This is a genomic window from Anabaena sp. CCY 9402-a (assembly GCF_963920945.1).
GTDB lineage: Bacteria > Cyanobacteriota > Cyanobacteriia > Cyanobacteriales > Nostocaceae > Trichormus > Trichormus minutissimus.
This window is the reverse complement of sequence record NZ_CAWUDL010000001.1, coordinates 106,878-121,287: the sequence shown is the minus strand read 5'-3', so window position 1 is coordinate 121,287 and position 14,410 is coordinate 106,878. Positions and strand designations below refer to the sequence as shown.

Below are 14,410 nucleotides of genomic sequence, written 5' to 3'. Positions count from 1 at the left end.
AGTTGAGTTATTTTCCTTCCCTAGCTGCATACTAACTTATGTGCCAAAGATGCGATCGCCTGCATCTCCTAGTCCCGGTACAATAAACCCTTGAGTATTGACTGTTTCATCAATAGTGGCAGTGTAAATTGTTAAATCAGGATAGGTCTGACTCAATTTTTGTAAAGCTGGCGGCGCAGCTACTACACAAACAATCCGTGTTAAAGCTGGATCAACACCTCGCCGGATCAATTCTGACATAGCTGTCATAATTGATCCACCTGTAGCCAACATCGGGTCAGTAATCAATACCCTCGTTTGGGGGGCAAATTTTTCTGGCAATTTGTTCAAATAGCATGAAGGTTCTAGCGTTTCTTCATTTCGCACCAAACCCAGATGATAAATCGACGCTAAGGGCAGTAAAGTTTGCGCCCCTTCTAATAACCCCAAACCTGCCCGTAAAATCGGCACAACTGCCATAGGAATTTGTGGATTAACCACTGTCCCAGGGCAGCTATCCAGGGGGCTTTGCACCATAATTTCTTGTGTCGGCAACCATTCCCGCGCGGCTTCATAAGTTAGCCACCGACCTAACTCAGTCATAGCACTACGAAATAAGACTGAAGGCGTAGCCGCATCACGGGCAACTGCCAGCCAATGCTTGATTAAAGGATGAGGAGGAACATAAACACGCAGTTGTACCGCCATAGCTCAAAATAGCCGTTTTTTATTCTACAAGAACTGAAACATCATCATACTCTTTCCTGGTCAACCCCCTTCGGGGAATTCAAAATTCTTGCATTAAATCAGTCATAAGTTGTTGAGCCTTGTCTCCAATCCCCAGCCTTTCAATGAGTAGATTTGTAATGAGTGGATTTTGGATTGAATGATCTAAAATCCCCACTCCCCAAAACTATTGCAATAAATTTTCATTAATAGTTGACAAGTATTCTCAATCGTGGTTATATTATTATCAGTGTTCTCCTCTCTTTAAGGATCGGCAGACGGGATTGGTCGGCGGTAGCAGACTCGTCCCTCTTTTTTATGTTTTTAGGTACTCAAAAAAAATAGCCAAACATATCTTTGTCTTTCTCGTTCTCAGTTTTTGCCTTATTGAATTAAGCCAGATCAATAAAGTAAAGACAGTCTATGATTGGACTAAATAAAAGTAATATAGAATACAAGTGTCTTAGTAAATTTCTTGTATCGGCTCTCCCCATGTCTCCTACTCTCAGCACTACACCATCTTTATTTGACGTAATTGTAATTGGTTCAGGTATTGGTGGCTTAGTAACAGCTACCCAGCTAGCAGCCAAAGGCGCGAAAGTGCTGGTACTGGAAAGTTATTTAATTCCTGGTGGAAGTGCTGGCTACTTTGAGAGCGAAGGTTATCGATTTGATGTGGGGGCATCGATGATTTTTGGATTAGGAAACAAAGGTACTACAAATTTACTTACCCGCGCCCTGAAAGCTGTTAATACTAGCCTAGAAACAATTAGCGATCGCGTCCAAATTCATTATCATCTCCCCCAAGGTTTAGACTTGAAAGTTGATAGGGATTATCACCACTTTTTGCAAAGTCTTATTGCTTACTTTCCTCATGAATCTAAAGGGATTCGTCGCTTTTATAACGAATGTTGGCGCGTATTCAATTGTCTTAACAATATAGATTTACTGTCTCTAGAAGAACCTCGGTATCTGCTGCGGGTATTTTTGCAGCACCCTTTAGCGTGTCTTGGTTTAGTCAAGTATCTGTCTCAAAATGTTGGAGATGTAGCCCGACGCTATATTAAAGACCCCCAATTATTACAATTTATCGATATGGAATGTTACTGCTGGTCTGTAGTTCCAGCCAACATGACACCCATGATTAATGCTGGAATGGTCTTTTCTGATAGACATTATGGCGGCGTAAACTATCCCAAAGGTGGCGTAGGACAAATTGCTCAAAAGCTTGTACAAGGGTTAGAAAATACAGGTGGTCAGATTAAGTACCAAGCCAAGGTAACAAAAATCCTCACCGAAAAAGGCCGGGCTGTTGGTGTGCAATTAGCTAGTGGTGAAATTTACCAAGCTAAACGCATAGTTTCTAATGCTACACGTTGGGATACATTTGAAAAATTACTTCCTGTAGAGAATATACCGTATAATGAGAAAAATTGGCAGCAATCTTATCAAAAGTCTCCAAGCTTTTTAAGTCTGCACATGGGAGTAAAAGAGTCTGTTTTACCTGGTGGGACGGAGTGTCATCATATTATTTTGGAAGATTGGCAAAATATGATGACACCGGAAGGCACGCTTTTTGTCTCCATTCCTACATTGCTTGACCCAGACTTAGCACCAAAGGGATATCATATCATTCATGCCTTCACACCCCACTGGATTGATGATTGGCAAGGAATGTCTGCTGGTGACTACGAAGCCAAAAAAGAAGCGGCTGCTTGGCGAATTATTGACCGACTAGAGAAGATTTTTCCAGGGTTAGATGCAAGCTTAGACTATCTGGAAGTGGGGACACCTCGAACCCATCGCCGTTTTTTGGGGCGCGTAGATGGGACTTACGGGCCGATACCCCGGCGCAAGTTGTGGGGATTATTGGGAATGCCCTTTAATCGCACATCTATTCCAGGGCTTTATTGTGTGGGAGACAGTACATTTCCGGGTCAAGGGTTGAATGCAGTGGCGTTTTCGGGCTTTGCTTGCGCCCATCGTATTGCTGTGGATTTAGGACTTTGAAACACCTCAAATGAGAACGGGAGCAAGGCTGTTCAACGCCCCGCTACTGCTAACAGCACTTACAATTAATTAGGAACACTCAAAGTTCTCCAGAAGTTATTTTTATCAAAGCTTGTGAACTTCTTTATTGGTTGTGCTGTTTGGGCATATAAAGGTTGGTTGGGGGAACTTTATCCCCAAGGTACTCGTGCAACAGAATTTCTCCACCTCTACAGTCGTCGCTTTACCACTGTAGAAGGTAATACCACTTTCTATGCCATACCTAATGCAGAAACTGTCAGCCGATGGACGACGGAAACACCCCCAGGCTTTGAGTTTTGTTTGAAATTAGCACGGGATATTACTCACAAAGGTTTATTAGTACCTTATATTCCGGCTGCTTTAGATTTTTTAGCAGGAATGCGTCCTTTAGGTAAGCATCTTGGCCCCGTATTTGCCCAGTTACCGCCAAGTTACTCCCCTGCATCAATTGATGATTTGGCTATGTTTCTAGAAGCTTGGCCGCGTCAAGAATCACCACTAGCACTAGAAGTAAGACATCCCGACTGGTTTAGAGAACCACACACCACTAATTTGACACAGCTTTTAGAAACTTTAGGTGTGGGGAGAGTGCTTTTAGATTCCCGTCCCATCTACTCTGGAGATGATGACCCCCAATTACAATCAGAGCGACGCAAACCTAAACTCCCTTTACAATTCAGCGTCACCGCACCTTTTTGTCTGATTCGATTTATTTCTCATCCCAACTTGTCAGTGAATCAGCCGTTTATGGAAGAATGGGTGAGCCAGATTCAGCAATGGTTGGACTCAGGAGTAAAAATCTATTTCTTTGTTCATTGTCCTCTAGAAGAGCGATCGCCTAACATAGCTCGCCACTTTCAACAGCTATTAGAACAAAATGCTGTTGCAGTTCCCCCTTTACCTTGGAATCAGCTAGACTCTCCACCTAATCAACTTAGTCTTTGGTGATGAGAGGAGAACTCAGAATTGAGCGTGGTTTTCCATTTCGACTAAGTTAATGAAAGATTCGCGTGTTTGAGAATTTGGATAGAGTGTGGCTTCAAACTGCACTACTCCCATCGCTGCAACCATTTGATTATTATATTTCTCTACCTCATCTGGCGATCGCAAAGATTGTTTGTTCCAAGATGGAAAAATACTCACCTCAGTACCATCCTCAAGCACAATTTGCGATTTTGTATAAAGTCCTTGAAAATCCGCAATTCCTGTAAATCTTGGGTCTGGTTTCCAAGTTTTTGATGTATAACGCCCAATCAGTTTGACCCTTTGACCATTGAGACGAATTAAATCACCACGGTTTTTGACTATTTCCAATTTATATGACGGAGATTCTTCATTACTTAACTGGGGTACTTTGCTTTGAGTAGGTTTCATCACAGCAAATATACTTAATATTAGTGATACAGTTAATCCCCAAGTAATAACCATCCAGACCAATCTCATGTTGTTCTCCACTTTTGACGTATAGCGTTTATCTTATGGCACTATCTTATATATCTCTCTAGATATCTATCGATATACTTAAATTCATGGTTTTTTGACTTTTGCAATATATCTCATCAAGACTACTTTAAAAAAAAGAGATAATGGTGATTGCAATCCTTTTTTGATCAGAACTTATCCAGTATCATCTTCAAAAAAGGGGGTGATACCCCTCTTGTCAAAATTGCTAAAAGGTTGTTCAACAATGCTGCTAATTAACTCATAGAAATGGGTTCAATACTCATGCGGATTGTTGAGGTAATCGCTGTTGAAGCTGTTATATCAAAGGAGGTTAAGATGAGTCGTCTTCTTTATGAAAATTCGGTTTCATATAAAGGATATCTCATCATTCCATTTATTTTTGGCAAAGCAGACCAGTACGAAATTTATTCGTATAAACTCTTGTCAGAAGTGGGACGAAAAAGTCAGTTTCATAAAGCAGATAATCCTGCAAAAATCTATGGCAATAGCACTAATAATATTGTTGAAATTGCTATAGAACATCTAGACAAAAATGCAGATTTTGTTAGTCAACGTGACATTTTTCAATCTCGCTATGTTTATCGTAAAAATTTAATTATTCTCTTCCATGAAAATGGCAGGTATTTTTACGATCATTACCCACCAGAGTTGTTAAATAACATTGCTGCACCGAAATTATTTAAATCAGAATATGAATGCCTGAAATGGATTAAGCAAGGGCTTGACAGTCAACATATGGGGCAAAGAGCAATGTAGGGTTAATAATTCGTAATTCGTAATTTTAATTACGAATTACGAATTATTTCAACAGTAAGTAGTATATAGAACCAGTAGCGACTGTAATACCGGCGCGATCGCCTGCTAAGTCACCATAACCTAAGAAGTAATCTACTCTACCAGGGCCTTTGATAGCACTACCTGTATCTTGGTCAAGCACAAAGCGGCTAACTTGACGGTTTACCAATTTACCACTGCGATCAGGATAGGGAAATGAACCATTAATGACAGCTAAAGCACCGGGAGGCATAATGGCTTTATCTGTAGCAATGGAACGTTCTGGTACTAAAGGAACGCTAATACTACCTGTAGCTGGTTCACCTTTAGTTTCTTTGAAAAAGATGAAGCGTTCCCAGCGTGGTAAATAATTATCCATTGATTGAGGATTTTTCTGGAAATACCGAATAATCCCTGGCATATTCAACTCTTCCTTAGAGAGTTTGCCATCTTGAAACAGTAATCTGCCGATACTATTCCAAGGGTAATCTGTACCGCGTACAAAACCAACACTAGTTTGAGTGCCATCAGTTAAATTGAGTTTGGCTGAACCTTGGATATGGATCATGTATGCTTGAAAGCGATCGCGTAACCAAAACATTTCCAACCCATTTAATTGGCTTTTATTTCCCAAAAGTCCGTCTACCCCTTCTAACTCAACTCGTTTCGGGTGGGGTTTAGTCCATTGCTCAAAGTCTGAAGGTGCGCGATAAATGGGATATTTGTATTGTGCAGTACGTGTACGACTGGCTTGATAAATCGGTGCGTAGTAGGCGGTAAATTTCACCGTACCCCGATTATCGTCACCCACTGACTTATAAAAAGCAAACTCCCGACGTACCGCAGTTTGTAGTTGTGCAGGTGATTTAGCTGTAGCTACCAATTGGCGAAACCGTCTTAAACTGCGGCGTACTCTTTCGAGGGTAATTTCCTTGATAGGGTAATTATTGTAGACTGCGATCGCTCTAGGTGTATTTAAATAACTCAAACTATTGTCAATTGATTTTAATAGAGATTGGCGATCTTTTTTTAAACCGCCATGACCGAGAAACAATTGTTCATCCCAACCCAAACAAGCACGCGCAGGTTGACAAGTACCAATATCAACTAGTTTTAACGCTGGCGTTACCTGAGATGGCGGTGCTGATAGTTGGGGAGTTACCTGACTCACAGCTATTGGTAACGGGTTGAAAAGTGTAATTCCCAAACCGAAGAAAAATAAAGCCAGTGGTTTTTTCATATTTAAGAGAATCTCAGATGCACATCTTTGAGATGTTTTTATCACACCCTAAGACCATTGTTTCCTACTTTAGTTTCCCATCCAGCAGAAAAATCAAACACTCTGCATGAACTTCTTCCCAGGTAATACAGCAGGTTTTCGTCCCCGCGAAGGGGAATAAAAGCAATTCGTAATTCGCAATTCGTAATTCGCAATAAATGGAAAGTCTGTATTTTCTGCCGTTGTGCAGTTTGTCACTATGACGTTTCCGTCCCCATGAAGGGGAATGAGTGGAAAAAAACGTGGGGTTTTCAGAGAATACCATGTGCTGCGGCACTGGGTTTCCGTCCCCGCGAAGGGGAATAAATGGAAAACACCTTAGGTGGTTTGCTCAAACAATGCACACCCGAGTTTCCGTCCCCGCGAAGGGGAATAAATGGAAAACTGGTTTTGCTGCGGCTTTGGTTGTGGTTAGTGCTGGTTTCCGTCCCCGCGAAGGGGAATAAATGGAAAACATAATGAGTCTTGGCACGAAGTGATTAATTCCTATAAAGTTTCCGTCCCCGCGAAGGGGAATAAATGGAAAACTTTCTGTCAAATCAGAGAGATCCTCCTCTCTGAGGCGTTTCCGTCCCCGCGAAGGGGAATAAATGGAAAACTGTTCTTGCTGCCCCAAGCTTTGGAGGTGGAAGATATACCGGTTTCCGTCCCCGCGAAGGGGAATAAATGGAAAACAAGTTACCGTCGTCGCCCACGATGATTGGAAAACAAGGTTTCCGTCCCCGCGAAGGGGAATAAATGGAAAACCCCACCGCTACCTCTACGAGCAAGGGTGGGGCGGCCACTGTTTCCGTCCCCGCGAAGGGGAATAAATGGAAAACATGATGGAGAATTTTCAGGTGTAGCTTGTCACCTGGTTTCCGTCCCCGCGAAGGGGAATAAATGGAAAACCCTGCCTTTATAGAAACCTTACTGTGACTGAGTTTGGAAGGGTCATTTTTGCGGGGGTTGGAAATTACCTGTCAACAAGCTGAAATTATTGAGAATAACCTACCTGTTTACCCTACTCAAAGCCTTGCATAGCAAGCGATCTGCGGGGGTCAACGAAATAATCAGAGTTTCAGCGATCGCTCTACCCCCACAAATGCCATTTCCGCAACAAAAGTTTACAGAAGTAATAGTAAGCTTTTAGATTAAATTTTCAAGGTTCTGTGGTTAATCTGGTATAGATATTATCAATATAATCGGGAAAATTCCAAGCTAATTTCCGAAAAGCAATATAAATCTTTACTTTTTCAGGCATTACCCCAGTAACGTAGGGTGTGTGACGGCAGCGATAAGATTTAAAACATCAGCCATATATTCAACTTGCCGTCACGCACCAAACAGATATCAGTAATATGAACTTGCTTACTTTGACAATATCAGCCGCGAGATAGGAGGAGCTTTGTTGCCAACATGATTATAATTCCTATAGCAATTGGCAATGGTTTAATCTCATGTTTCTGCAAAAGGATTAAAAACCACAATCTCTATCGCATCAAAATCTTTTTCATTACGAGTAACCAAAGTATAGTTGTAATATTTTGTTGTAGCAGCAATAAGGGAATCTAAAGGAGGTAACTTTCGTCCCTTTTTCTCTAAGTCTCCTACCAACTCACCCCATAACAATATTACGGATAAATCTAAGAGTAAAATCCTCTCCTCGAACTGCACAAGTAATTCATTCTCAAACCAATCTTGAATATTCTTTTTTCGCAATGATTCAGGTAGTTTTTCAATTCCCTTTCTAATTTCACCAATGGTGATTACACTTAAGAAAGTTCGTTTAGCATCTAAACCTTTTAGCCACGCTATTACCTTTTGATTTGGCTGGGGAGATATCAATTGAGAAATAATATTTGTATCTAAAATATAGTTCATAATTCTACTTGGCGGTTGTCAAGTTCTCTTTGGCGTTCTAAATCTATATCCACACCAAATAGAGGAGAATTTTGAAATAATTCAACTAAATTTTCTGATTCTGTTTCGGAGTATTTCTTTTCTATTTGTCTCGTTAAATAATGGATTAATTGTATCTTTTCTTCTCTGCTTAAATTATCAATTTCTTTTAATAACAATTTTACAGGTAAATTGCTCATTTTAATATTCCTATTAAAAAACAAATTTATTTACTGATAATTATAGCATCGCCAATTGGGATATATAATATTTTCTCTAAAGTCGGTATATTAGTAACGTAGGGTGTGTGACGGCAGCGATAAGATTTAAAACATCAGCCATATCTTCAACTTGCCGTCACGCACCAATCTCAAACCCTTATTTCTCTGTGTTCTCTGCGTCTCTGTGGTTCGTTATTCCGTAATTTGTGAAGTCCTTAATAATAAGGCTTAAAGGGCTAGAAATCTCAGTAAGCCCAACGCAGCGCAACCCAACATTTAACTGATAACTGTTCACTGATAACGTGTTGGGTTTCCTTGCGTCAACCCAACCTAATGTGTAATTAGCCTGTATTCTCCTACGGCAACCAGAAATTAGGCAACATAGATTTACCTAAATTGCGTACTGTTTGATTAATATTTCTGGCTATTTGTATATGTGCTTCGTCTTCTTCAACGGGTAAAATCTCGGCAATTGTACCATCTCCCAAATGAGAAATTACTAAATTCGCCGCTTCTAAACCTGTAACATAAGCTTTTTCCTGTGACCAAGAACCGTGACGGTTAATAATCCAATCACCACTCATAAATACATTGCTAAAACTAGTCTTAGCTGGCAACATATGGCGATAGCTACCGGGTGCAAAGTGAGTCACCGCCTGGGGTAAACGAATCACACTACTATCGATTACCTTTGCTTCTCTAAATCCTGGTACACAAGTAGTTAAATATCGCTGGACTTTAGCCACAATTTCCTCATCACTCCAATTTAAAAACTGATTGGCGTGATAAAAATCAGCTTCAATTACTGTGCCTTCTTCATGTTTATATTCGTCATGTAAAGCATTTAAATCAAAGAATGTCCAGCCTGTGGTGTCATCAAAACCAAAACAAGCATTAGAAGCACGGGGAATATCAATTTTACGGTCAAACCACAACCGCGTTGCTAATACATCAATTGCCCCTAAGTTATGCAAATTACGAAATTCATCGCGGCTTTGTAAGCTGGGGCTATTAGCGACAATCTTTTTCATCCCAGTCACACCAACTGCAAAAATTACCGCATCAGCTTCAAACACTTCATCACCGCAAACTACACCAGTCGCCCGATTATTACTATCAATAATTAAGTCAGTAACACGGTGTTTTGGTAAGACTTTCACCCCAGCTTTTTCTATGCGTTCCACCCACGGACGAAATATTTTCTCACCGACAGTTCCCCGACACCAAACCACATCAAAATCAGCTTGGTGAGCCAAAATAAAAAAGTACAGCATTCCCAATGTTGCAGCGGCTGAACATTGTTCACCAGGGGCAAATAAACCCACCAATAACATTGGTTCAAATGCTTCTTTATACAATCGTGCTGACACACCAAAAGACTTGAATAATTCTCGTGCTGTTACATAGTCATAACGTCGCCAAGCCTCATCCGAATTATCAAAATCAATCAGACTATAAAATAAAGGTAAGGCACTGAGACGGTCAATTAATGGTAGACGTTGAAATTGGGGATAAATAAAAGTGCCAATGGGTGTGGGTAGTCTAGGTAAATCTTGAAAAATTGGTGATTCTACTTCCAAACCAGCCGGAGAATATTGAGCAGAACGTGTCCAGGTAGTGAAGGGATTTATTTCTAATTCGTTGATGAGGGCGAAGATGTTTTTGTAAGGATACCAAAAGCCGTGGATTCCTGCTTCTACAGATTTACCTGCGGTTGTTTGCCAACCTGCTACTAGTCCACCAGGATAGGGGCCTGCTTCCAGAAGCGTCACATCATAACCTTGTTTTGCTAAATGGTAGGTTGCGCCTAAACCAGCCCAACCAGCACCCACAACTACTACTCGTTTTGGTTGTGCTTCTTCTGTCATTTTGCTCTCCAATGATTGCAGCCCATCAACTAATCTACCTGAAGTTGCGATTTACCGCAGAAATTTTGCAGTGAGGTGATGGTTTGTTTTGCATTTTTGATCAAAAATGCGCCCACTACACAGGGTAAGCGGTTAGCAGGGGAGGATATCAGTGAAATGTCTCTCTAACTTTGTGAGAGCAGCGATCGCATGGACTCTGACAAATTCATCACCATCTGTCAGCATATCAGTCAACAGTGGCGTAGCTTCTTGACAACCTAACTGGCCTAAAGATAAAGCGATCGCACTTTTAACACTAGTAATTTTTGTCGCTGGATGCTGTGATTGCACCATATCTAACAAAATTCCTGATGCTGCTGAGATTAACTCTAGTTTTTGTACTCTTCCTATAACTGTGACAATTTCTTGTAAAAGTGTTGCTGAATTTAGATGATTTAGTGCCTTTTGCAAGCACTCCAAACCCAATAATGTCTCTACCCAAATCAAGGCGCGGATGATTTCGAGTTGTAGAGTTATTGGTGTGTGAGGGGAAATTAAAACTGTAAATAGATGTTGGGTAGCTGCATCACCACCCATCCGCGCTAAGGCGATGGCGGCGTTACAACAAACCTCAATATGAAAGTCATAAAGTCTAGGTTGTAGTTGAGCAACCAAATCTAATTCTGTACATAAGTCAGAACGATAACCTAAACCTTGGACTGCTACACCTCTAACGTGAGCAGCGACATCCTCTAAAGCGTTCAATAGTATAGGTGGGACACGTTGATCATGAAAACTGCTGAGGGCTTCCAGAGTGGCTGCACGTACTGCGGCTTGGGCATCTTGTACTACGCTCAATAGCGGGGCAATAATTTCTGGGCGACGAATATAAGAGAGTGATCGCACAGCTAAAAGCCTGGTATCTTCTTCGGTAAGGAGTTCTGAGAGTATGGGAATAGCCAGAGTTCCCATTTGTCCTAGTGCTGTAGCGGTGATCGCTTTGAGTTCTTCATCCTCACTAGTTTTCAATAATTCTACTAAAGGAGCGATCGCTTCTGGGTGCTGAAACTCCCCTATAATCCGCGCCGCAAACCAGCGTAATTCATCGTCTGCATCGTCATCTTCTAAAATAGCAATTAATGATGGGATAGCGATCGTTCCTAATTGATTCAGCACCTTGGCAATATCCCAACGTTGCTGAAAATCCCCCATCTCTAAAATTGTCAATGCTAATTCCAACAGATGTTCTGGATTAGCTATTTCTGAATGTTTGGAGTCATTCGCCAAAATCAACTGATGTAAATCTTGAACTAGCGATGACCAATCAGCCGCATCATGAGCTGCTTGCGCCTGCACCAAAAGCTGCCCGATATTATTCACAATACCTTACTTAAATTTTGATTTTTGATGAATGCTAATGACTCCAGCCAAGTAACTATACGTGTTGCTGACTGAAACTAGATTCGCTTAACTACAACTGAACTCCCCTCAATCTTGGCGGCGTAAGTATTGAGTGGCTTGGTAGCTGGGTCTTTCTGTACTGTACCATCAACTCCATATTCTGCACCATGACAAGGACAGACAAATTTTTGGTTTGCGGCTTGCCATACCACCGTGCATCCTTTATGGGTACAGATGGGATTAACAGCAATCAAATTTTTAGCTGTAGATGTACCTACTACTAATACAGATCCAGCCGGGGAGTCATTCAAGAGTAATTGCCCAGTTTTGTCTAATTCGGCCACAGTACCGATTGTTTGCCAAATATCAGAACCTGAAGTGGTGGATGTTGTATTGGGAGAAGCACAAGCGGCGATCGCTACAGGTAAGCTACTAGCTAGCCAACCCAAACCCACCCAATTAATAAAATCACGACGTTTCATAGTTATTAGTTATTAGCGATTAATTATTAGTGATTAATTATTAGTTATTAGTCAATAGGCATTGGGAATTGGATTTTCTCCCCCTGCTTCCCCTGCTTCCCCTGCTTCTTACACCTCCTACATTTTGGACTTCTTGATCAAACGATTTTCTCCCCCTGCTCCCCCTGCTCCCCCTGCTTCCCCTGCTTCCCCTGCTTCCCCTGCTTTTTTATCTCCTGTCCCCTGTCCCCTAAACCCATGTTATGCAGAAAACGCATATTAATGATTTAATTTCAGCATTATTACTAGAATTTTGTAGCTAGTTATACGATTTTATCTTAAATCCCAACATAACCTGAGAAGTATCGAAATTGTTACATAAACATTCACATAAACCTCTTGACAAATTTAGCCAATGTAAAAAATTACAAATTCTCTCTAATTCATTCGTGAATTTGCGTTCAGTGAGTAATAGGCGGCCTCCTGCGGGGGAATTAAAAAATAAAGCTCTCTAGAACGCATTTGAGAACAAGTAATCAGGCATCAATATTGGTTTTTCATGTACCAATACGGTTTATATAGCCGCACTTTTGAGGGTGACGGTCACAGTTAACTGTATTTTTTCATATGGAATTTTAAATTGTTTAGAGGTTCGTACTTGACCAGCAATTTGCAACCAGAGTCAGCTTATGACGGATACAGCAACTACCACAAAAGCCAGTCTGAATAAATTCGAGAGATTCAAAGCCGAAAAAGATGGACTGGCCATCAAGGAGGAAATAGAAAAAATTGCCTCTTTGGGTTGGGAAGCAATGGACGAAATTGACCGAGATCATCGCCTCAAGTGGGTGGGTGTATTTTTCCGCCCAGTTACTCCTGGTAGATTTATGATGCGGCTGCGGATGCCCAATGGTATTGTCAACAGCGAACAGATGCGTGTATTAGCGGAGGTAGTACAGCGTTACGGAGATGATGGTAATGCTGATATTACGACCAGGCAGAATATTCAACTGCGGGGGATCAGAATTGAAGATTTACCAGATATCTTCAATAGATTTCATAGCGTTAGTTTAACTAGTGTCCAATCAGGGATGGACAACATCCGCAACATTACAGGTGATCCTGTCGCTGGGTTGGATGCAGATGAATTGTATGATACCCGCGAGTTGGTGCAACAAATTCAAGATATGTTGACCAACAAAGGACAAGGAAACCCAGAATTTAGTAACCTCCCACGCAAATTTAATATAGCGATCGCAGGTGGACGAGACAATTCCGTTCATGCGGAAATCAATGATTTAGCCTTCGTTCCAGCGTTTAAGGAAGGGACTGGGCAAGATTTTTCCCAATCCCCAGTCTTCGGCTTCAACATCCTAGTCGGGGGCTTCTTTTCCGCCAAACGTTGCGAGGCGGCGATTCCTCTCAATGCTTGGGTAACTCCAGAAGAAGTAGTGGCTGTATGTAGAGCGATTTTGGAAGTTTATCGAGACAATGGACTACGGGCTAATCGTCTCAAATCCCGCTTGATGTGGCTGATTGATGAATGGGGTATAGAGAAGTTTCGTCTAGAAGTTGAAAAGCGTTTAGGTAAGTCATTACTACCCGCCGCACCCAAAGATGAAATTGATTGGGAAAAACGCGACCACATTGGAGTGTATAAACAAAAACAACCCGGATTCAACTATGTAGGTTTGCACATACCTGTAGGACGTTTATATGCCGAAGATATGTTTGAATTGGCACGGTTAGCGGATGTTTATGGCAGTAGTGAAATTCGGCTGACCGTTGAGCAGAACGTGATTATTCCCCATATTTCTGACTCCCAATTGAAGACATTTTTAACTGATCCTTTATTGGAGAGGTTTTCTATTGACCCCGGTTTATTGACGCGATCGCTAGTTTCCTGCACAGGCGCAGAGTTCTGTAACTTCGCCCTCATCGAAACTAAAAATCGCGCCCTAGGCATGATTGAAGCCTTGGAGACTGAATTAACATTCACTCGTCCAGTCCGCATTCACTGGACAGGTTGCCCCAACTCCTGCGGACAACCCCAAGTTGCAGACATTGGTTTGATGGGAACGAAAGCCCGTAAAAATGGCAAAGCCGTAGAAGGGGTTGACATTTATATGGGTGGCAAAGTGGGTAAAGATGCCGAGTTAGGTAGCTGCGTCCAAAAAGGCATACCCTGCGAAGACTTACAGCCAGTATTACGAGATTTACTCATCCAACACTTCGGCGCGAAAGCAAGAGAAGAAGCTTTCGTGAGTGCTGTTAGCGGTAGCGGGGCGTTGAGCAGCGTGCTGAGTTAGGAGTGCTGAGTGAGGGTGTAGGGAAAGTAGAGGAGAC

General features: G+C 41.6%; 12 protein-coding genes and 1 CRISPR repeat array. Of the genes, 4 read left to right on the top strand and 8 right to left on the bottom strand.

Annotated features, from left to right (window positions below; translation table 11 throughout):
- Positions 1–36: 36 nt before the first annotated feature.
- Entirely contained in the window at positions 37–687 is a 651-nt protein-coding gene (gene upp / locus ACM0OR_RS00520) for a uracil phosphoribosyltransferase (protein ID WP_323267073.1), read from the bottom strand.
- Between the two features lie 510 nt (positions 688–1,197).
- Between upp and crtH the strand changes: the two genes are divergently transcribed.
- Both crtH and ACM0OR_RS00510 read left to right on the top strand, forming a co-directional pair.
- Complete coding sequence (gene crtH / locus ACM0OR_RS00515; RefSeq protein WP_414574580.1) at positions 1,198–2,715, top strand: carotenoid isomerase; 1,518 nt, start codon at positions 1,198–1,200, stop codon at positions 2,713–2,715.
- A gap of 114 nt (positions 2,716–2,829) precedes the next feature.
- Positions 2,830–3,684: a DUF72 domain-containing protein gene (locus tag ACM0OR_RS00510; protein ID WP_414574579.1), complete on the top strand. Its 855-nt coding sequence runs from the start codon at positions 2,830–2,832 to the stop codon at positions 3,682–3,684.
- 12 nt (positions 3,685–3,696) lie between these two features.
- On the opposite strand, the gene ACM0OR_RS00505 is transcribed toward ACM0OR_RS00510, so the two are convergent.
- On the bottom strand, positions 3,697–4,179 hold the full coding sequence (locus ACM0OR_RS00505) for a hypothetical protein (protein ID WP_414574578.1): 483 nt from the start codon (positions 4,177–4,179) through the stop codon (positions 3,697–3,699).
- A gap of 336 nt (positions 4,180–4,515) precedes the next feature.
- Between ACM0OR_RS00505 and ACM0OR_RS00500 the strand changes: the two genes are divergently transcribed.
- Positions 4,516–4,956 carry a hypothetical protein gene (locus ACM0OR_RS00500; RefSeq protein ID WP_323267118.1) on the top strand — a complete coding sequence of 147 codons (441 nt, stop codon included), beginning with the start codon at positions 4,516–4,518 and terminating at the stop codon, positions 4,954–4,956.
- Positions 4,957–4,999: 43 nt separating this feature from the next.
- On the opposite strand, the gene ACM0OR_RS00495 is transcribed toward ACM0OR_RS00500, so the two are convergent.
- From ACM0OR_RS00495 to ACM0OR_RS00470, 6 genes are all read right to left on the bottom strand, one after another.
- Positions 5,000–6,214 carry a murein transglycosylase A gene (locus ACM0OR_RS00495; protein ID WP_414574577.1) on the bottom strand — a complete coding sequence of 405 codons (1,215 nt, stop codon included), beginning with the start codon at positions 6,212–6,214 and terminating at the stop codon, positions 5,000–5,002.
- A gap of 134 nt (positions 6,215–6,348) precedes the next feature.
- Positions 6,349–7,144: a CRISPR direct-repeat array (repeat unit 35 nt; unit sequence GTTTCCGTCCCCGCGAAGGGGAATAAATGGAAAAC).
- A 546-nt stretch (positions 7,145–7,690) separates the two neighbouring features.
- A complete protein-coding gene (locus tag ACM0OR_RS00490) occupies positions 7,691–8,116 on the bottom strand; it encodes a type II toxin-antitoxin system VapC family toxin (RefSeq protein ID WP_414574576.1) in 426 nt (141 codons plus the stop codon).
- Positions 8,113–8,334, bottom strand: coding sequence for a hypothetical protein (locus tag ACM0OR_RS00485; RefSeq protein WP_414574575.1), 222 nt, complete (start codon positions 8,332–8,334; stop codon positions 8,113–8,115). Before ACM0OR_RS00485 ends, ACM0OR_RS00490 begins: the two co-directional genes overlap by 4 nt.
- Before the next feature lie 377 nt (positions 8,335–8,711).
- Entirely contained in the window at positions 8,712–10,223 is a 1,512-nt protein-coding gene (locus ACM0OR_RS00480; protein ID WP_414574574.1) for an FAD-dependent oxidoreductase, read from the bottom strand.
- A 132-nt stretch (positions 10,224–10,355) separates the two neighbouring features.
- Entirely contained in the window at positions 10,356–11,582 is a 1,227-nt protein-coding gene (locus ACM0OR_RS00475; protein WP_414574573.1) for a HEAT repeat domain-containing protein, read from the bottom strand.
- A gap of 77 nt (positions 11,583–11,659) precedes the next feature.
- The gene (locus tag ACM0OR_RS00470; RefSeq protein WP_323267068.1) at positions 11,660–12,085 is read right to left on the bottom strand and encodes a ubiquinol-cytochrome c reductase iron-sulfur subunit; all 426 of its coding nucleotides are present in this window, start codon (positions 12,083–12,085) and stop codon (positions 11,660–11,662) included.
- Between the two features lie 668 nt (positions 12,086–12,753).
- On the opposite strand from ACM0OR_RS00470, the gene ACM0OR_RS00465 reads away from it, so the two are divergent.
- Positions 12,754–14,373, top strand: a complete 1,620-nt coding sequence (locus ACM0OR_RS00465) for a ferredoxin--nitrite reductase (RefSeq protein WP_414574572.1) — start codon at positions 12,754–12,756, stop codon at positions 14,371–14,373.
- Positions 14,374–14,410 lie beyond the last annotated feature (37 nt).

Bases quoted from the DNA above. Each gene is read 5' to 3' on its own strand.
- ACM0OR_RS00485 (WP_414574575.1), bottom strand. From the start codon at position 8,334: ATGAGCAATTTACCTGTAAAATTGTTATTAAAAGAAATTGATAATTTA.
- ACM0OR_RS00470 (WP_323267068.1), bottom strand. From the start codon at position 12,085: ATGAAACGTCGTGATTTTATTAATTGGGTGGGTTTGGGTTGGCTAGCT.
- ACM0OR_RS00490 (WP_414574576.1), bottom strand. From the start codon at position 8,116: ATGAACTATATTTTAGATACAAATATTATTTCTCAATTGATATCTCCC.
- ACM0OR_RS00480 (WP_414574574.1), bottom strand. From the start codon at position 10,223: ATGACAGAAGAAGCACAACCAAAACGAGTAGTAGTTGTGGGTGCTGGT.
- ACM0OR_RS00495 (WP_414574577.1), bottom strand. From the start codon at position 6,214: ATGAAAAAACCACTGGCTTTATTTTTCTTCGGTTTGGGAATTACACTT.
- crtH (WP_414574580.1), top strand. From the start codon at position 1,198: ATGTCTCCTACTCTCAGCACTACACCATCTTTATTTGACGTAATTGTA.
- ACM0OR_RS00505 (WP_414574578.1), bottom strand. From the start codon at position 4,179: ATGAGATTGGTCTGGATGGTTATTACTTGGGGATTAACTGTATCACTA.
- upp (WP_323267073.1), bottom strand. From the start codon at position 687: ATGGCGGTACAACTGCGTGTTTATGTTCCTCCTCATCCTTTAATCAAG.
- ACM0OR_RS00465 (WP_414574572.1), top strand. From the start codon at position 12,754: ATGACGGATACAGCAACTACCACAAAAGCCAGTCTGAATAAATTCGAG.
- ACM0OR_RS00500 (WP_323267118.1), top strand. From the start codon at position 4,516: ATGAGTCGTCTTCTTTATGAAAATTCGGTTTCATATAAAGGATATCTC.